At 65.8% G+C, this 17,168-nt stretch carries 21 protein-coding genes; 13 read left to right on the top strand and 8 right to left on the bottom strand.

Features of this window, described 5'->3' with window-relative positions; translation table 11 throughout:
• Positions 1 to 70: 70 nt before the first annotated feature.
• Positions 71 to 1,003: an ATP-binding cassette domain-containing protein gene (locus AADJ02_RS13385; protein WP_341213512.1), complete on the top strand. Its 933-nt coding sequence runs from the start codon at positions 71 to 73 to the stop codon at positions 1,001 to 1,003.
• Positions 1,000 to 1,791, top strand: a complete 792-nt coding sequence (locus tag AADJ02_RS13380; protein WP_341213511.1) for an ABC transporter permease — start codon at positions 1,000 to 1,002, stop codon at positions 1,789 to 1,791. The genes AADJ02_RS13385 and AADJ02_RS13380 overlap by 4 nt, the downstream gene beginning before the upstream one ends.
• Here AADJ02_RS13380 and AADJ02_RS13375 read toward each other — a convergent pair.
• The gene (locus AADJ02_RS13375; RefSeq protein ID WP_341213510.1) at positions 1,776 to 2,237 is read right to left on the bottom strand and encodes a GNAT family protein; all 462 of its coding nucleotides are present in this window, start codon (positions 2,235 to 2,237) and stop codon (positions 1,776 to 1,778) included. The two genes, AADJ02_RS13380 and AADJ02_RS13375, sit on opposite strands and share 16 nt — an antisense overlap.
• Complete coding sequence (locus AADJ02_RS13370) at positions 2,234 to 3,037, bottom strand: ABC transporter permease (RefSeq protein ID WP_341213509.1); 804 nt, start codon at positions 3,035 to 3,037, stop codon at positions 2,234 to 2,236. Before AADJ02_RS13370 ends, AADJ02_RS13375 begins: the two co-directional genes overlap by 4 nt.
• A 177-nt stretch (positions 3,038 to 3,214) precedes the next feature.
• Between AADJ02_RS13370 and AADJ02_RS13365 the strand changes: the two genes are divergently transcribed.
• Entirely contained in the window at positions 3,215 to 3,808 is a 594-nt protein-coding gene (locus AADJ02_RS13365) for a GcrA family cell cycle regulator (protein ID WP_341213508.1), read from the top strand.
• 481 nt (positions 3,809 to 4,289) lie between these two features.
• On the top strand, positions 4,290 to 4,544 hold the full coding sequence (locus AADJ02_RS13360; RefSeq protein ID WP_341213507.1) for a hypothetical protein: 255 nt from the start codon (positions 4,290 to 4,292) through the stop codon (positions 4,542 to 4,544).
• A 278-nt stretch (positions 4,545 to 4,822) separates the two neighbouring features.
• On the opposite strand, the gene AADJ02_RS13355 is transcribed toward AADJ02_RS13360, so the two are convergent.
• Together AADJ02_RS13355 and AADJ02_RS13350 are read right to left on the bottom strand one after the other, a co-directional pair.
• Positions 4,823 to 5,299, bottom strand: coding sequence for an SRPBCC family protein (locus tag AADJ02_RS13355; protein ID WP_341213506.1), 477 nt, complete (start codon positions 5,297 to 5,299; stop codon positions 4,823 to 4,825).
• A complete protein-coding gene (locus AADJ02_RS13350) occupies positions 5,296 to 5,637 on the bottom strand; it encodes a metalloregulator ArsR/SmtB family transcription factor (RefSeq protein WP_341213505.1) in 342 nt (113 codons plus the stop codon). Before AADJ02_RS13350 ends, AADJ02_RS13355 begins: the two co-directional genes overlap by 4 nt.
• A gap of 271 nt (positions 5,638 to 5,908) precedes the next feature.
• On the opposite strand from AADJ02_RS13350, the gene AADJ02_RS13345 reads away from it, so the two are divergent.
• The 9 genes from AADJ02_RS13345 (at position 5,909) to AADJ02_RS13305 (ending at position 12,882) form a co-directional block, all read left to right on the top strand.
• A complete protein-coding gene (locus AADJ02_RS13345; protein WP_341213504.1) occupies positions 5,909 to 6,796 on the top strand; it encodes a metal ABC transporter substrate-binding protein in 888 nt (295 codons plus the stop codon).
• Complete coding sequence (locus AADJ02_RS13340) at positions 6,796 to 7,683, top strand: manganese/iron ABC transporter ATP-binding protein (protein ID WP_341213503.1); 888 nt, start codon at positions 6,796 to 6,798, stop codon at positions 7,681 to 7,683. Before AADJ02_RS13345 ends, AADJ02_RS13340 begins: the two co-directional genes overlap by 1 nt.
• The gene (locus AADJ02_RS13335) at positions 7,680 to 8,528 is read left to right on the top strand and encodes a metal ABC transporter permease (RefSeq protein WP_341213502.1); all 849 of its coding nucleotides are present in this window, start codon (positions 7,680 to 7,682) and stop codon (positions 8,526 to 8,528) included. Before AADJ02_RS13340 ends, AADJ02_RS13335 begins: the two co-directional genes overlap by 4 nt.
• A complete protein-coding gene (locus AADJ02_RS13330; protein ID WP_341213501.1) occupies positions 8,525 to 9,370 on the top strand; it encodes a metal ABC transporter permease in 846 nt (281 codons plus the stop codon). The genes AADJ02_RS13335 and AADJ02_RS13330 overlap by 4 nt, the downstream gene beginning before the upstream one ends.
• A 19-nt stretch (positions 9,371 to 9,389) precedes the next feature.
• Entirely contained in the window at positions 9,390 to 10,769 is a 1,380-nt protein-coding gene (rimO, locus tag AADJ02_RS13325) for a 30S ribosomal protein S12 methylthiotransferase RimO (RefSeq protein ID WP_341213500.1), read from the top strand.
• Between the two features lie 134 nt (positions 10,770 to 10,903).
• Complete coding sequence (locus tag AADJ02_RS13320; RefSeq protein WP_341213499.1) at positions 10,904 to 11,950, top strand: HWE histidine kinase domain-containing protein; 1,047 nt, start codon at positions 10,904 to 10,906, stop codon at positions 11,948 to 11,950.
• Entirely contained in the window at positions 11,943 to 12,308 is a 366-nt protein-coding gene (locus AADJ02_RS13315) for a response regulator (RefSeq protein ID WP_341213498.1), read from the top strand. Before AADJ02_RS13320 ends, AADJ02_RS13315 begins: the two co-directional genes overlap by 8 nt.
• 147 nt (positions 12,309 to 12,455) lie before the next feature.
• The gene (locus AADJ02_RS13310) at positions 12,456 to 12,614 is read left to right on the top strand and encodes a hypothetical protein (RefSeq protein ID WP_341213497.1); all 159 of its coding nucleotides are present in this window, start codon (positions 12,456 to 12,458) and stop codon (positions 12,612 to 12,614) included.
• 46 nt (positions 12,615 to 12,660) lie between these two features.
• Entirely contained in the window at positions 12,661 to 12,882 is a 222-nt protein-coding gene (locus AADJ02_RS13305) for a GNAT family protein (RefSeq protein ID WP_341213496.1), read from the top strand.
• A 193-nt stretch (positions 12,883 to 13,075) separates the two neighbouring features.
• On the opposite strand, the gene AADJ02_RS13300 is transcribed toward AADJ02_RS13305, so the two are convergent.
• The 4 genes from AADJ02_RS13300 to oppB are packed head-to-tail and all read right to left on the bottom strand — an operon-like array spanning position 13,076 to position 17,137.
• On the bottom strand, positions 13,076 to 14,296 hold the full coding sequence (locus AADJ02_RS13300; RefSeq protein ID WP_341213495.1) for an oligopeptide/dipeptide ABC transporter ATP-binding protein: 1,221 nt from the start codon (positions 14,294 to 14,296) through the stop codon (positions 13,076 to 13,078).
• Positions 14,296 to 15,270: an oligopeptide/dipeptide ABC transporter ATP-binding protein gene (locus tag AADJ02_RS13295; protein ID WP_341213494.1), complete on the bottom strand. Its 975-nt coding sequence runs from the start codon at positions 15,268 to 15,270 to the stop codon at positions 14,296 to 14,298. The genes AADJ02_RS13300 and AADJ02_RS13295 overlap by 1 nt, the downstream gene beginning before the upstream one ends.
• Entirely contained in the window at positions 15,270 to 16,202 is a 933-nt protein-coding gene (locus AADJ02_RS13290; protein ID WP_341213493.1) for an ABC transporter permease subunit, read from the bottom strand. The genes AADJ02_RS13295 and AADJ02_RS13290 overlap by 1 nt, the downstream gene beginning before the upstream one ends.
• An 11-nt stretch (positions 16,203 to 16,213) precedes the next feature.
• Entirely contained in the window at positions 16,214 to 17,137 is a 924-nt protein-coding gene (gene oppB / locus AADJ02_RS13285) for an oligopeptide ABC transporter permease OppB (protein WP_341213492.1), read from the bottom strand.
• Positions 17,138 to 17,168 lie beyond the last annotated feature (31 nt).

Raw genomic sequence — 17,168 nt, 5'->3', positions numbered from 1 at the left:
GAAAAGAGGAAAACCGCAGCACATGGCCTGCGCCATGCTAGCCTTTTTCGAAAGACGATGGAGGGACGGCATGCAGGGTGATCTGGCAATCCGCGCGCGCGGGCTGCGCCGCAGCTTCGGCGATCTTCGGGCGGTGGACGGCATTGATCTCGACGTGCCGCGTGGCATGATATTCGCCATTCTCGGCCCCAATGGCGCGGGCAAGACAACGCTGCTGCGCATTCTCGCCACGCTCACCCGCGCCGATGCAGGCGAGGCGCAGGTCATGGGTCACGATCTCGCACGTCACCCCGAACAGGTGCGCGCCGCCATCGCCATGACCGGGCAATTCGCCTCGCTCGACGAAGACCTCACGGGTCGCGAGAATCTCGTGATGCTGTCGCGGCTTTGGGGCTTTGGCTGGCGCGCGGCGCGCGCGCGGGCCGATGCGCTGCTGGAAGCCTTCGACCTCGTGGAGGCGGCCAGAAAGCAGGTCAAGGACTACTCGGGCGGCATGCGCCGCCGACTCGACATCGCAGCCTCCCTGATCGTCAGCCCCGGCGTGCTGTTCCTCGACGAACCGACCACGGGTCTCGACCCTTCGGCGCGCGCCGGTGTCTGGCGGCTGATCCGGGGCCTCGCCTCCGAAGGCGTGACGATCCTGCTCACCACCCAGTATCTCGAAGAAGCCGACCAACTCGCGGGCCGCATCGCGGTGATCGACAAGGGCCGCAAGATCGCTGAAGGCACCAGCCGCGAGCTCAAGGCGCAGACCGGCTCCGGCGTGCTGCATGTCACCCCGCTCGATCCCGGCAATCGCGACATCGCACTGGGCATCTTGGGCGAGACCGCGCAGGCTGATCCCGAGGGCGGGCGGCTTTCCGTTCCTGTAACCGACGATGCCGAGGCCGCGGCGCATCTGGCGCGGCTGACTGAGGCGCATATCCGACTATCGGAGTTCTCGCTCGGCGCGCCGAGCCTGGAGGAGGTGTTCTTTGCCCTGACGGGCCGGGAGGCGACGTGAGCATTCCCCTGCCTCGCGGGCCGCGCCCCGCCGCCCCCTCGCCCGCCTCGACGGCGCTCACTTTTGCATGGCGCGCGGTGCTGAAGTTTCGCCATGTACCCGAGCAGCTCTTCGACCTCGTCATGACGCCGATCATGTTTACCCTGCTCTTCACCTTCATCTTCGGCGGTGCGCTGGCGGGCTCGTCCACCGCCTATCTGCAGTGGTTCATCCCCGGCATCCTCGTGCAGACCACGGTATTCAACACGGTCTATTCCGGCATGGGGCTGTCGACCGACCTGTCGAAGGGGCTGTTCGACCGGTTTCGCAGCTTGCCGATCTGGTCGCTGGCGCCTTTTGCCGGGCTGATGGTGGGCGACATGCTGCGCCACTCCATCGCGGGCTCGATCATCCTCGGGATCGGTCTGGCCTTGGGTTATCGCCCCGAAGCCGGTCTTGCGGGCATCCTCGCCTCCTTCGCGCTGCTGCTGGCGATCGGCTTTGGCTGGGGCTGGATCTTCATCGTGATCGGCCTCGTGGTGCGCACGCCGATGACGGTGATGACGCTGGGCTTCGCGGTGCTGTTCCCGGTGACCTTCGCCTCGAACATTATGGTCGATCCCGTCACCATGCCCGGCTGGCTGCAGGCCTTCGTCGCGGTCAATCCGGTGTCGCTCATGACCACGGCGCTGCGCGCGCTGATGGCAGGCACGGCGACGGTGCGCGACATCGGATTGGCGCTATTGGGGCCTGCATTGCTGACGCTGCTCCTCGCGCCTCTGACCCTCTGGCTCTACCGCCGCAGGTAGCGCCGCCAGCGCAGCCGACCTTCGCGGGTGGGCGGCACCGGGGTGAAGAGGTTGCGCTCCAGCACCCGGATCGAGCCCGCGTTGCCGGGGTCCGTCTCGGCCAGAAGCGCGCCCAGACCCTCCTCGGTCGCGCGCGCCACGAAGGCCGCGACCGCCGCCCCCGCCAATCCGCGCCCGCGCTGACCGGGCGAGACGGCATAGCCGAACTCGGCATGACCACCCGCATCCGCGCACTTGGGCACCACGAAGCCGACCATGAGATCGCCCTCGACGATCAGGCAGGCGCCCCAGCCCTGATGCGCGCGCAGTTCTTCGCAATGTCGCGCGATCAGCATGGCCTCGGGCACCGACACCAGCCCCGTCTCGGGCAGCATCAGCCCCTGCGGCGGCAGGCCGACGGCGAGGCGCTCGAAATCGGCGGGGACGGCGTCGCGCAAGAGGCTCACGGCTTGAGCCTGTAGCCCTTTCGCAGCCAGGTCCAGGCGAGACCGACCACCACCACGCAGGAGATCAGCGCCACACCCAGGCCCAGCACCGGCGAACTGTCGGACACGCCGATCATGCCGTAGCGCGCCCCGTCGATCAGGTAGAAGAACGGGTTCGCGTGGCTCATCACCTGCATGAAGCCTGGCAGCGCGTCGATCGAGTAGAAGGTGCCCGACAGGAAGGCGAGCGGCGTCACGAGAAAATTGGTGATCGCGGCGAGCTGGTCGAACTTCTGTGCGTAGATCCCCGCGATCAGCCCGAGGGAGCCCATGAAGATCGAGCCCAGCACCCAGTAGGTCAGCGCCCAGACCGGATGCGCCAGCCCGACGCCCAGAAACAGCCAGACACCGATGGTGATGACCACCGCGACGATCAGCCCGCGCGCCACCGATCCCGCGACGTAACCTGCCAGAACCTCTGCCGGAGACAGCGGCGCCATCAGCGTGTCGACGATGTTGCCCTGCACCTTGGCCGAGGCCAGCGACGAGGATGTGTTGGCGAAGGCCTGCTGGATCACCGTCATCATCAGCAGGCCGGGGGCGAGGAAATGCAGGAAGGGCACGCCCATCACGTTGCCCCTCTGCGGCCCGATGGCAATGGTGAAGATCAGCAGGAACAGGGCGGCGTTGATCAGCGGCGCCATCACCGTCTGCGCCCAGACGTTGAGAAAGCGGCGGGTCTCGCGGCTTGCGAGCGTGGCGGTGCCCAATGTGTTGAACCGGCCGAAACGGCGGATTCCCTGGTCGGTGTCGATGCTCATATGCGCGCCTCCTGAGATCGGGGTTGTAGCCGTCATGCGCGCGGTGGCAAGGCTGGCGGGGGCCGCAACATATGCACCGCGACGCGCGGTGCGGGTTGAACTGCCCGACGGGACTGTGTAAATCGGCACGTCGCAACTGAAACGGCGGGCCACCGCCCAACCGATCGGAGGCATTGCATGTCCTGGACCGACGAGCGCGTCGAAACGCTCAAGAAAATGTGGAACGAGGGCCAGTCGGCGAGCCAGATCGCCAAGGAACTCGGCGGCGTGACGCGCAACGCGGTGATCGGCAAGGTCCACCGCCTGGGCCTGTCGAACCGCACCGGCGTGGCCCCGCAGCCCGCCCCGGCCGCACCGCAGGCGGCGCCCTCCGCGCCCGCGCAGCCTTCGGCCGCGCGCCCAGAGCCCGCGCCCGCCCCGCAGGCCAAACCCGCGCCCAAGGCCGCCGAAGAAGATGATGACGACGCGCCGATCCCGATGAGCGCCGCGCGCCGCGCCATCATCCCCGCCGGTCAGCCGCTGCCGCCGCAACCCTCGGCCAACGAGATCAGTCCCGAGGCGCTCGCCAAGGTCTCCGAGATCGAGAAGGGTGCCAAGAAGTTGACGCTGATGGAGCTGACCGAAAAGACCTGCAAGTGGCCGGTGGGCGATCCCGCGACCGACAACTTCTGGTTCTGCGGCCTGCCGACCCAGTCGGGCAAACCCTATTGCGAGGCCCATGTCGGCGTCGCCTTCCAGCCGATGTCCTCGCGCCGCGACCGCCGCCGCTGAGGCGCCAGCGCCGGACATAAAAAAGGGCCGCTCCCGAGGGGCGGCCCTTTGCATTTCGCAGTGCAGACGGGCAGACGGGCGAGCGCGCGAAGACGAGGCCTGATGCGGCCATGACCGCTCCGCCAATTTCAATGCCTCGACACCTTCGATACCTGTCATCCTTACCTGGGGTGGCCCGGAAACCTGGATGGCATTGCAAGCGGGATCCGCGCTACGCGGATTTCATCGGGAAGCGAAGCGCGCCCCCTCGGCCCCCATCCACCGATTGCGAGATGTCAGGGCCATCCACTTGGCGGTATCCCGCAACTCGATCTGAACAGGAACGTCTCGGCAGGCCCATCCACGACGCCAATCGGGACGCCAAGGCAAAACGAAAGCCCAAGACCAACGCAACGGCCCAGTGTCATGGGCACCACAGCACGCCGTGCGCGTTGACCAGGTGCAGCCACATCACCGAACAGCCCCCCGGAGGAGTGTTTCAATGGAAGCCAACCTAGTCGCCGCCGTCATTCTATTGCCGATCACGGTGGTCCTCATCTATGCGGGCATCCACGAGTACCGCCGCTACAAATCAGAAGGCCGGGCAAGCTATGGCCTCGCCTACGACAAGGAAACCGGGACGACCTATGTGACCGGAATTTCGGAGGACGAGGATTCGTTCGACCCGAATGATTTCGATCCCAGTGACCACAATGAGCGGCAAAGCAGGAACGAGGCCGATAACGAGAGGGCATAGGAACTTCGCAGTTCATATAGAGCCCGCGGTTTCTGAACGCGCCTCGGCCCGGGCGCAGTCTGCTGTAGTCGTCTTTCCACTGGTTTAATTTTCGTAACGCACCCAAGTGAACCCCCCTTTAACTGGACAGCGGACATCTGCCTCCCATCGCTCCACGCAGTCCATATTTTTCGCCAGCAGCGTTTCTCGTCGACTCGATCACCCCGATTTGCACAAGGAAACGCAAAAGGGCCGCCCTTCAGGGACGGCCCTTTTGCGTGCTCGACACAACTGTTGGATCAGGCCCGCGCCATCAGCGATTGTGCGTAGGCCTCGAGTTGCTCGGCCACAGTGGTCCAGCCCCCGAAGAAGCCCATGTCCTCGTGGGTCTGGCGGGACTCTTCGGAGCGGTGGCGCGCGGTGGCGGTGTAGGTCGTGCCGCCCTGCCCGTCGTCCTCGAACTCGATGATCGCGGTCATGAAAGGGTCGGCGGCGGGCTTCCAGCCCTCGCTATAGGCGTCGGTGAACACAAGCTTGCGGCCTTCGATCACCTCGAGGAAGACACCCTCGCTCTTCATCTCATTGCCCTCGACGTCGAAGGTGGTGTTGAACCTGCCGCCCACCCGCAGGTCGATCTCACAGCCCGTGACCGAATGCGGCTTGGGGACATAGAACTGCCGGATGTGTTCGGGCGTGGTCCAGCACTCCCAGAGAAGATCGCGCGGGGCTTTGAGCTTGCGGGTGAAGGTCAGGTCGGTGCGGGGATCGAGGATCATCGGGTCTTCTCCTTCATGAGGTTGGTGACGTAATCGTCGAGCCGGTCGAGCCTGCCGGCCCAGATCGCCTTTTGTTCGCTGAGCCAGCCTTGCACCGGCATAAATGCATCCGGGGCCAGCTCGCAGACCCGGACCCGCCCCTCCTTGGTGGAGGTGATGAGCCCCGCCTCCTCCAGCTTTTTCAGATGCGCCATCAGCGAGGGCAACGACATGTCATGCGGCGCGGCAAGCTCGCCGACGCTGGCTCGGCCCCGTGCCAGACGGCTCAGGATGCGCCGTCGGGTCGGGTCGCCCAGCGCCGTGAAACACAGATCAAGGTTGGTATCATACTTAGCCATGAGACTAAGTATGCGCCTCAATAGGAGATCTGGCAAGAAAACACTTAGCTCATACACTAAGTATCTGCGCGGCCATTCGCCGATAAGCTTGATCACTGAAATCACTAAGGAATATTCGAAGACGCGCCAGACCTGCTCTGAAAACCGGCCCGACGCGGCCCCGTTTGCCAAGCTCTCCGAAGCCCCAGTTGCGAATTATTCTCAATCCAGTTGACTTCCTGCGAATGGTTCGCATCTTCTGGGCTGCGACGGTTCAATTGATGGAGATCCCATGCGCCCCCTGCCCCTTCTTGCCTTCGGCCTGTCGGTTTTCGCCTTGCCCGCCGTCGCCGCCGAAAAGATCAAGGTGGCGACGAGCTTCACCGTGATCGCCGACATGGTGGCCAATGTCGCTGGTGATGCGGCCGAGGTGGTGTCGATCACCAAGCCCGGCGCGGAGATCCACAACTACCAGCCCACCCCACGCGACATCCTCGGCGTGCGTGACGCCGATCTGGTGCTGTGGAACGGGCTGAACCTCGAGCTGTGGTTCGCGCAGTTCCTCGACAACGCGGGCGACCGGCCCGCCGCCGTGATCTCCGAGGGCATCGAGCCAATCTCGATCTCGGGCGGCGACTACGACGGCAAGCCCAACCCGCATGCCTGGATGAGCCCCGACAACGCCGCGATCTACGTCGACAACATTCGTGACGCGCTGAGCGAGGCCGATCCCGAGAACGCCGAGACCTATGCCGCCAATGCCGAGACCTACAAGGCCGAGATTGCCGCGATGATCGAGCCGCTGCGCGCCGAGATCGAGAAGGTCCCGGAGGAAAGGCGCTGGCTGGTCTCCTGCGAGGGCGCGTTCAGCTATCTCGCCCGCGACCTCGGGCTGAACGAACTCTATCTATGGCCGATCAACGCCGACGCCACCGGTACGCCGCAGCAGGTGCGAAAGGTCATCGACGGCGTGCGCGAGCACGAGATTCCGGCGGTGTTCTGCGAAAGCACGGTCAACACCGACCCGGCCAAGCAGGTCGCACGTGAAACAGGCGCGGCTTACGGCGGCGAGCTATATGTCGATTCGCTCTCCGAGGCCGATGGGCCGGTGCCGAGCTATCTCGACCTGCTGCGCGTCACCACCGAAACCGTCGCGCGCGGCTTGAACGGAGGCCATTGATGGACGCGCGCGCCTTTCCCGAACACGCGACAGGCGCGGGCGCCGGCATCGCCGCCAAGGGCGTCACCGTCTCCTACCGCAACGGCGTCACGGCGCTGCGCGACGCGAGCTTTTCGCTGCCCGTGGGCACGATCTCGGCGCTGGTCGGCGTCAACGGCGCGGGCAAGTCCACGCTGTTCAAGGCGATCATGGGGTTCTTGCCGCTGTCGCGCGGCTCGATCTCGATTATGGCCCAGCCGGTGAAAGCGGCGCTGAAATCCGGCCTCGTCGCCTATGTCCCGCAAGCCGAGGAGGTCGACTGGACCTTTCCGGTTCTGGTCGAGGACGTGGTGATGATGGGCCGCTACGGGCGCATGGGGTTCCTGCGCCGCCCGCGCGAGGCCGACCGCGCCGCCGTCACTTCGGCGCTGGAGCGCGTCGGCATGACCGAGTACCGACACCGCCAGATCGGTGAGCTCTCGGGCGGGCAGCGCAAGCGCGTCTTTCTCGCGCGCGCGCTGGCACAGGACGGTCGCGTGATCCTGCTCGACGAGCCGTTCACCGGCGTCGACGTGCAGACCGAAGAGGCGATCATTCGTCTGTTGCGCGAGTTGCGCGATGAAGGTCGGGTGATGCTGGTCTCGACCCACAACCTCGGCTCGGTGCCCGAGTTCTGCGATCGCACCGTGCTTGTGAAGGGCACGGTGCTCGCACACGGCCCGACGCGTGATGTCTTCACCCGGGCCAACCTCGAACAGGCCTTCGGCGGTGTGCTGCGGCACTTCGTGCTGGGCGGCGCAGAGCTGCATCAGGACGAGGACGCGCGCAAGTTGCGGATCCTCTCGGACGACGAACGCCCGCTGGTCTTCTACGACGACGAACAACGCTCGGGGGGCGGCGGGCGATGATCGAGACGCTCACCTTGCCGTTCACCTACGGCTACATGCTCAACGCCATGTGGGTCTCGGCCCTCGTGGGTGCGGTCTGCGCCTTTCTCTCGGCCTATCTGATGCTCAAGGGCTGGTCGCTGATCGGCGACGCGCTCTCGCACTCCATCGTGCCGGGTGTCGCGGGGGCCTACATGCTGGGCCTGCCCTTCGCGCTGGGCGCGTTCCTCTCGGGCGGGCTGGCGGCGGCGGCGATGCTGTTCCTGAACCAGCGCACGGGGCTCAAGGAAGACACGGTGATCGGCCTGATCTTCACCGGCTTCTTCGGGCTGGGGCTGTTCATGGTCTCGGTTTCGCCCACGCCGGTGGACGTACAGACCATCATCCTCGGTAACATCCTCGCCATTACGCCGGAGGACACGCTGCAGCTTGCCATCATCGGCGCGGTCTGCCTCGTGGTGCTGCTCCTGAAATGGAAGGACCTGATGGTCGCCTTCTTCGACGAGACGCATGCGCGCTCCGTGGGCCTGCGCCCCGGCATGCTGCGCTTCGTGTTCTTCGTGCTGCTCTCGGCGGCCTGCGTCGCCGCCCTCCAGACCGTGGGAGCGTTTCTCGTCATCGCCATGGTGGTGACGCCCGGCGCCACGGCCTACTTGCTCACCGACCGTTTTCCACGCCTCATCGTCATCGCCGTGGCGCTGGGGAGCGTCACAAGCTTTACCGGGGCTTACCTGTCGTTCTTCCTCGACGGGGCGACGGGCGGCGTGATCATCACCTTGCAGACGCTGATCTTCCTTCTCACCTTCGTCTTCGCGCCCAAGCATGGCTGGCTCGCGGCGCGGGCTCGCGCGAGGGCGGCGCTATGAGCGAGCTTCTGCTTCCCTTCCAGCTCGACTTCATGCGCGACGCCTTCATCGTCGGCGGGCTGATCGCCGTGCCTTGCGCGCTGCTGTCATGTTTTCTGGTGCTCAAGGGCTGGTCGCTGATGGGCGACGCGGTGAGCCATGCGGTGCTGCCCGGCGTGGTGCTGGCCTATATACTCAACATCCCGCTGCTAATCGGGGCCTTTGCCGCGGGCATGTCCTGCGCGCTGCTCACCGGCTTTCTCGCCGATCACAGCCGGATCAAGCAGGACACGGTGATGGGCGTGGTCTTCTCGGGCATGTTCGGTATCGGCCTCGTGCTCTACACTTGGATCGAGAGCGAGGTGCATCTCGACCACATCCTCTTCGGCAACATGCTTGGCATTGACGCGGCCGACTTGTGGACCGCTGGCATCGTCGGCGGGCTGGTGAGCCTCGCGCTGCTGGTGCGCTGGCGCGACCTGATGCTGCATGCCTTCGATCCAGCACATGCCCGCGCCTTGGGGCTGCCGGTGGGGCTGTTCCACTACGGGCTTCTGGCGCTTTTGTCGCTGACCATCGTGAGCACGCTCTCGGCGGTCGGCATCATCCTCGCCATCGGCCTGCTGATCGCGCCCGGTGCAATCGCCTTTCTCGTCACCAAGCGGTTCGCGCCGATGCTCGGCACCGCCGTAGCGGTGACGCTGGTGGCGACATGGGGCGGCATCTACGCCAGCTTCTGGATCGACAGCGCGCCCGCGCCGACGATCATCCTCGCGCTAACGCTCATCTTCATCGCCGCCTTCGTGTGGAAGTCGTTCACGATCCGCAGGGCCGAGGCCGGAAGGGCTTCCCAGAACGCTTGAGAGGCATTAGATCGCGCGGATGCAGAATCCTCCCGATCTCCGTCCCGACCTCGCCCCGAAGGCGCGTTTCAACGAGGCCGCCCGTCCCGGCCAGCCCACCATCGGCATGGTGTCGCTCGGCTGCCCCAAGGCGCTGGTCGACAGCGAACGCATCCTGACGCGGCTTCGGGCCGAGGGCTATGCGATCTCGCCTGACTACGCAGGCGCCGACGCGGTGATCGTGAACACCTGCGGCTTCCTTGACAGCGCCAAGGCCGAGAGCCTCGACGCGATCGGCGAGGCGCTCAACGAGAACGGCAAGGTGATCGTCACCGGCTGCCTCGGGGCCGAGCCCGACTATATCACCGGCGCGCATCCCAAGGTGCTCGCCGTTACTGGGCCGCATCAGTACGAGCAGGTGCTCGACGCGGTGCATGGCGCGGTGCCCCCCAGCCCCGATCCCTTCGTGGACCTGCTGCCCGCGCGCGGCATTTCCCTGACGCCCCGGCACTTCAGCTATCTGAAGATCTCCGAAGGCTGCAACCACAAGTGCAAGTTCTGCATCATCCCCGACATGCGGGGACGGCTGCAGTCCCGCCCGGCCCATGCGGTGATGCGCGAGGCCGAGAAGCTCGTGGAGGCAGGGGTGCGCGAGCTTCTGGTGATCAGCCAAGACACCAGCGCCTACGGCCTCGACATCCGCCACGCCGAGGACCGCGGCCACCGCGCCCATATCACCGATCTGGCCCGCGATCTCGGTTCGCTCGGGGCTTGGGTGCGGCTGCACTACGTCTACCCCTACCCGCATGTGCGCGATCTGATACCGCTGATGGCCGATCCGACCTCGGGCCTGCTGCCCTATCTCGACATCCCGTTCCAGCACGGCCACCCGGACGTGCTGAAACGCATGGCCCGGCCCGCAGCGTCGGCCAAGACGCTCGACGAGATCGCGGCGTGGCGCTCGATGGCGCCTGACATCACCCTGCGTTCGACCTTCATCGTCGGCTACCCCGGCGAGACCGAGGCCGAGTTCGACTACATGCTCGACTGGCTCGAAGAAGCGCAGCTCGACCGGGTCGGTTGCTTTCAATACGAGAACGTCGCAGGCGCCCGATCAAACGACCTGCCCGACCATGTGCCCGCCGAGGTCAAGCAGGAGCGTTGGGACCGTTTCATGGAAAAGGCGCAGGCGATCTCCGAGGCTAAGCTGCAGGCCAAGGTTGGCCAGCACCTTCAGGTCATCGTCGACGAGGTCGATGCCGAGGCCGCGACCTGCCGCACCATGGCCGATGCGCCCGAGATCGACGGCAACCTGTTCATCGACGAGGGCCACGAGATCCTCAAGCCCGGCGACATGCTCACCGTCGAGGTCGATGAGGCGGGCGAATACGACCTCTGGGGTCGGATGGTCGGAAGCTGAATTGCACTCGTGACGTGTGGGCGGTGTTGCCGCCCCGCGTCGAACACTAGATTGTCGAGAAATGGCCGCTGGCCGCGCACAAAGACCAATGGCATGGTCTCGCGGACGGCGCTCTCGACGGAGATACGAACCATATGCCCACTTCTCAGTCGCGCCCGCTCGACGACACACAACGACGGCTCCAAGCCGTGCTCAACAACGCGTCCGTGTCGATCTTCCTCATGGATGATCGTCAGAAATGCGTCTTCATGAACCGCGCCGCCGAGCTTCTGACCGGCTGGACCCTCGATGAGGTCATGGAGCTGGACCGGCCGTTGCATGACATCATCCACCACACCTATCCCGACGGCAGCCCGTTTCCGCTGCATGAATGTGCGATCGACCGCGCCTTTCCCGAGCACAACCAGACGCAGGGCGAGGAGGTCTTCGTTCATCGCGACGGGCATTTCTATGCCGTGGGCTTTACCGCCAGCCCGATCCGCGACGAGGAAAGCCAGACCATCGGCACGATCATCGAAGTGCGCGACGTCACCGAGGAGAAGCGCGCGCAGGAGCGCCAGAAGCTCTTGGTCAACGAGCTGAACCATCGGGTCAAGAACACGCTGGCGACGGTGCAGTCGATCGCGTGGCAGACCTTCAAGGGCACCGACGCCGAAACCTTCGAGCGGTTCTCGGGACGCCTCACCACGCTGTCGCGCGCCCATAACGTGCTCACCGAAACCGCATGGGCGCGTGCGCCGCTGCGGGTCGTCGCCGACGCGGCGGTCGACATGGTGCCCACCGATCGGATTTCGGTGACCGGCCCCAATATCGACATCCACCCCAAGGCGGCGGTGAGCCTGTCGATGGCGCTGCACGAGCTGGTCGCCAATGCGCAGAAATTCGGCGCGCTGAGCCGCGAAGGCGGGCATGTCGCGCTTGAATGGGACGCGACTCAGACGCAGGACGAGCGCACCGCCCTCTCCCTCTCATGGCGCGAAACCGGCGGACCCGCCGTGACCGAGCCCACGCACAAAGGCTTTGGCCTGCGCCTGATCGAGCGGCAGGTGGCGATGGAGTTCGGCGGCAGCGCGCAGGTGCAGTTCGCCCCCGAAGGCCTGACCTGCAAGATCGAGATGCTGCTGCCCAAGCTGCCCGATCCCGTGGCCCTCGAGCCCCAGAGGGACTATGCGCATGGGTGAGGTCGGCCTCGATGGTGTGCGGGTGTTGCTGGTCGAGGACGAGAGCCTCGTGGCGATGCTCGGCGAGGACGTGCTGACCGAGGCCGGGTGCAGCGTCACCGTGGCGATGCGCCTCAGCGACGCCTTGCACGCCGTCGATCAGGGCGATCTCGACGTGGCGATCCTCGATGTGAACCTCGGCAATGAGACGAGCTACCCGGTGGCCGAACGGCTGACGCAGCGCGACATTCCCTTCGTTTTCGCGACCGGCTATGCGGCGGCGGGTCTCGCGGGCGGCTTTGCCACGCATCGCTGCGTGCAAAAGCCCTACGACCCTTCGCAGCTTCTCGCGGCGGCACGGGCCGCTTTGGGTGGCTAAAACGGTCTGGCCGCTGGAGGTTCGGCTCGACGCCGACGCGCCAGTCTAAAGCCTCTGCGACCCGAGCACGCCGAAGACCTCGTTCGTGCCGTGGCGGATGGCGATCTGCACCGCTTGTGATTCACCACGATCCCCGCCCCCGACGCCGTGCCCGCCGAGATCACGCGCAGGCTCCAATTGCAGCGGTCGGGCAGCGTGCTGCCCTTCGCGGTGATCAACCGGGCCACGGGCCGCGCCGTCGGCATAACCACCTCCATGAACATCGATGCCACCCACCGGCGGGTTGAAATCGGCTCGACCTTCTAAGCTGCCTTCGGTCCAGCGCGGCCCAATCAACACCGAATGCAAGCGGATGCTGCTGGGTCATGCCTTTGAGGATCTGGATTGCATCGCGGTGGAATTCTGCAGCCATGTGATGAACCACCGCAGCCGCCGCGCCATCGAACGGCTCGGAGCCAAGCTTGACGGGGTGCTGCGCGCGCATCAGCTGATGGCAAACGGCAGCCTGCGCGACACGGCGGACTATTCCAACACCACCGCCGAATGGCCGATGGTGCGGGCGGGGCTCGACTAGGACATGGCGCATCCACGCGGCTGACGCGGTCTTTCGCCGGACAAGCACGAGACCAATGAGCCCGCGTTCCACTTTCCCTGCCCCCGGACGGTGCGCCAACGGGCATGAAAAAGGGGAGCGGCGCACCGCTCCCCCTCCAGCATTCCTTGAACAGACCAACGCAGTTGCATGCCCCGGCCAGTCGCCCGAGGTGTCAGCCCACCATCTGCCGTGCCGCGTCGAGCACGCTGGGCTCTTCGTGGTACGGACAGGCCACCAGATGGCCGCCCTGAAGGTCGATCATCGGCGGCAGCCCTCGGGCGCAGTCGGCATGCGCCTTGGGGCAGCGGGTGCGGAACACGCAGCCCGAGGGCGGGTTCATCGGCGAGGGCAGCTCACCGCCCAGAACGGGCCGCTTGCGCGCGCGCTCCAGCACCGGGTCGGGGATCGGCACGGATGCGATGAGCGCCTGCGTGTAGGGATGCTCGGGGTTGGTCACGAGCGGCTTGGAGCGTGCCACCTCCATCACCCGGCCCAGATACATCACCACGATCCGGTCCGAGACGTGTTTGACGACCGACAGGTCGTGCGCGATGAAGATCATCGCGAGCCCCATGTCGCGCTGCAGTTCCTTCAGAAGGTTCACCACCTGCGCCTGTACGCTGACGTCGAGTGCCGAGACCGGTTCGTCGCAGATCAGCAGCTTGGGGCGCAGGATCAGCGCGCGGGCGATGCCGATGCGCTGGCACTGGCCGCCCGAGAACTCGTGCGGATAGCGGTTCACGAGGTTCGGCAAAAGCCCCACCCGCTCCATCAGCTCGGCCACGCGGCGGCGGACCTCCTTGCGCGGGGTCTTGGGCTCGTGGGTGATCAGCGGCTCGGCGATGATGTCGCCCACGGTCATGCGCGGGTTGAGCGCGGCAAGCGGGTCCTGGAACACCATCTGCACGTCCTTGCGGTGCACACGGCGCTGGCGCTCGGACATCGAGGCGAGGTCCTGACCCTCGAACTCGATCCGGCCGCCGGTCGAGGGGATCGTGCCGACGATGGCGCGTGCCAGCGTCGATTTGCCCGAGCCGCTTTCGCCCACGACGCCTAAGGATTCGCCCGGCGCCAGATCGAAGCTGATGCCGCCCACGGCGTGCAGCTTCTTCGACGGGGTCCAGGGCCAGGCACCGCGCGGGCGGATGTCGAAGGCGACGCGCAGATCCTCGACCCGCAGGATCGGATGGGCCACCTGCCCGGTCCGGTCGGGGCGACCATGCGGGCCGTCGTCCTTGGAGACCGGCGCAGCCTTGTGCGCCACACCGGCGGGTTCGGGCGACGGCGGGGTCGCGACGGGGGTACCGGAGGCCGGGGGGGCGGCCGGGATCGGGTCGCCCGCCTCGTCGGCCCCCGCGGCGTTGGTGAACTTCTCGTCCTTGGGATCGGTCATCACTTCACCTCCTCTACGGGGGCATGGCAGGCACGCCGGATGGCTGGATACCCTTCGGCGGGCAACAGCTCGGGGCGCAGCGTCGGACACGGCCCGTGCGCCCAGGCGCAGCGCGGCGTGAAGGGGCAGCCTTTGGGCAGTCGCGACATGTCCGGCGGCTCGCCCGCGATGGTCGAGAGCGTCTCGTCGTCTCGGTCGATGCGCGGCACAGCGCGCAACAGGCCCAGCGTGTAGGGATGGGTCGGGCGCTCGAACAGCTTGTCGGTCGGGCCGGTCTCCATGATCTGGCCGCCATACATGACGAGCGTGCGTTCGCAGGTGTCGGCGACGATCCCGAGATCATGGGTGATCAGGATGATCGCGGTGCCGAACTCGGCCCGGATCTCGGCCATCAGTTCCATGATCTGCGCCTGCACCGTCACGTCGAGTGCTGTGGTCGGCTCGTCGGCGATCAGGAGCCGCGGCTGGCACAGGAGCGCCATGGCGATCATGATCCGCTGCCGCATCCCGCCCGAGAACTCGTGCGGGAACATGGTGATGCGGTTCTTGGCGTCAGGGATCTTCACCGCGTCGAGCATTTTGGTGGCCTCGGCCACCGCGTCGCGCTTGGTCATGCCCTTGTGCAGGGTCAGCACCTCGGCCATCTGGTCCGAGATCCGCATGTAGGGGTTGAGCGAGGTCATCGGGTCCTGAAAGATCATGCCGATCTCTTCGGAGCGCACCCGGTTCAGCTCCTTCTGCTTCAGCTCCAGCAGGTTGCGCCCGTCGTAGCGGATCTGCCCCGTGGCGCGCCCGTTGCGCGCCAGAAGCCCCATCGCCGCAAAGGCGGTCTGGCTCTTGCCCGAGCCGCTTTCGCCGACGATGGCAAGGGTCTCGCCCTCGTCGATCGAGAAGCTCACCCCGTTGACGGCGTTCACATCGCCGTCGCCGGTGGTGAAGGTGACGCGGAGGTCTTCGATGTCCAGCAGGGCCATTAGCGGTCTTTCGGATCGAGGGCGTCACGCAACCCGTCGCCGACGAAGAAGAAGGCGAAGAGCGTGATGACGAAGAAGAAGAGCGGGAAGGCAAGCTGCCAGATCACGCCGTACTGCATGTTGCTGGCCCCGTTCGAGATCAGCGCGCCGAGCGAGGTGTTCGGCTCCTGAATGCCGAGGCCCAGAAAGCTGATGAAGCTCTCGGTGATGATCATCTGCGGCACCAGCAGCGTGGCATAGACGATGACGAGGCCGAGAAGGTTCGGCACGATGTGGCGCAGGATGATCGTCATGGGCCGGACGCCGGTGGCATGGGCGGCTTCGACGAACTCCTTGCCCTTGATGGTCAGCGTCTGGCCGCGCGCGATGCGCGACATGTCGAGCCATGAGATCAGGCCGATGCCGATGAACAGCATCAGGATCGAGCGGCCGAAGATCACCAGCATCAGGATCAGCACGAACATGTAGGGCACCGACATCAGGATATCGACCGTGCGCATCATCGCGCCGTCGGTGCGTCCACCCCTGTAGCCCGCGATGGCCCCATAGAGCGTGCCGACGATCACCGCGACGCCCGCGCCGACGATGCCGACCAGAAGCGAGATCCGCGTGCCCTGCACGGTGCGCGCATAGAGATCGCGGCCCGAGCTGTCGGTGCCGAAGTAGTGGCCCGTCTCCAGCGACGGCACGCCCTTCGAGGCGTTCGAGCCGATCAGAGAGAAGTCGACGTAGTCGGGCTCGTATTGCGCCAGAAACCCGCCGAAGAAGGCGAAGATGCAGATCGCGACGAGCGCCACGAGACCGGCGGTGGCGGCGCGGTTGCGCATGAAGCGCTGGCGCGCGTCCTTCCACAGCGAGCGGCCCTTGACCTCGGCGGCAGCCTGCGCGGCGAGCAGGCGGTCGGCGGTGCCGGGATCGGGATTGAGCGACATGGGACCCCTCCTCAGTAACGGATCTTCGGGTCGATCCACGCATAGAGCAGGTCGACCACGAGGTTGAACGTGACAGTCAGCACACCGACGAGGATTGTGATCCCCATGATGACCGAGTAGTCGCGGTTGAAGGCGGAGTTGACGAAGAACTGGCCGATGCCGCCGGTCGAGAAGAACACGTCGATGATCACCGAGCCGGTGATCATGCCGACGAAGGCGGGCCCGAGGTAGCTCAGGACCGGCAGCATCGTCGGCTTGAGCGCGTGCTTCCAGATGATCCGGCTGGTCGGCAGACCCTTGGCCCGCGCCGTCCGGATGAAGCCTGCGTTCATCACCTCGAGCATCGAGGAGCGGGTGATCCGCGCGATCGAGGCCATGTAGGAGGTCGAGAGCGCGATAACCGGCAGGATGATGTATTCGATCTGCCCGCCCTGCCAGCCGCCGCCCGGCAACCAGCCGAGCCACAGCGTGAAGACGAGCACGAGGATCGGCGCCATCACGAAGTTGGGCAGGACCTGCGCGCCGATCGAGATGCCGACGGCAAGATAGTCGAGCCATGTGTTGTGGCGGATCGCCGCGGCGACGCCGAGCGAGACGCCGACCACCAGCGCCACGATGAAGCTCCAAAACCCATAGGTGAGCGTCACCGGGAAACCTTGGGCGATCACGTCGTTCACCGTGCGGTCGCGGTATTGGAACGAGGGGCCGAAGTCGAAGTGCACGACGACGTTCCAGATGTAGGTCGTCATCTGCTTCCAATAGGGCTGATCGAGGCCATAGCGTGCCTCGATGTTGGCCATCACCTGCGCGGGCAGCGGACGCTCGGAATTGAAGGGGCCGCCGGGGGCTGCGTACATCAGCACGAAAGAGATGACGACGAGCAGCAGGATCGTCGGGACCGCGATGGCGACGCGCCTGAGAACATAGTTCAGCATGTGGGTTTTACCTCGGTTCCGCCTCTTGCGG

It is taken from the genome of uncultured Limimaricola sp., from assembly GCF_964022235.1.
GTDB lineage: Bacteria > Pseudomonadota > Alphaproteobacteria > Rhodobacterales > Rhodobacteraceae > Limimaricola.
The sequence above is the reverse complement of the archived record's forward strand: the minus strand, read 5'-3'. Positions and strand labels throughout refer to the sequence as shown.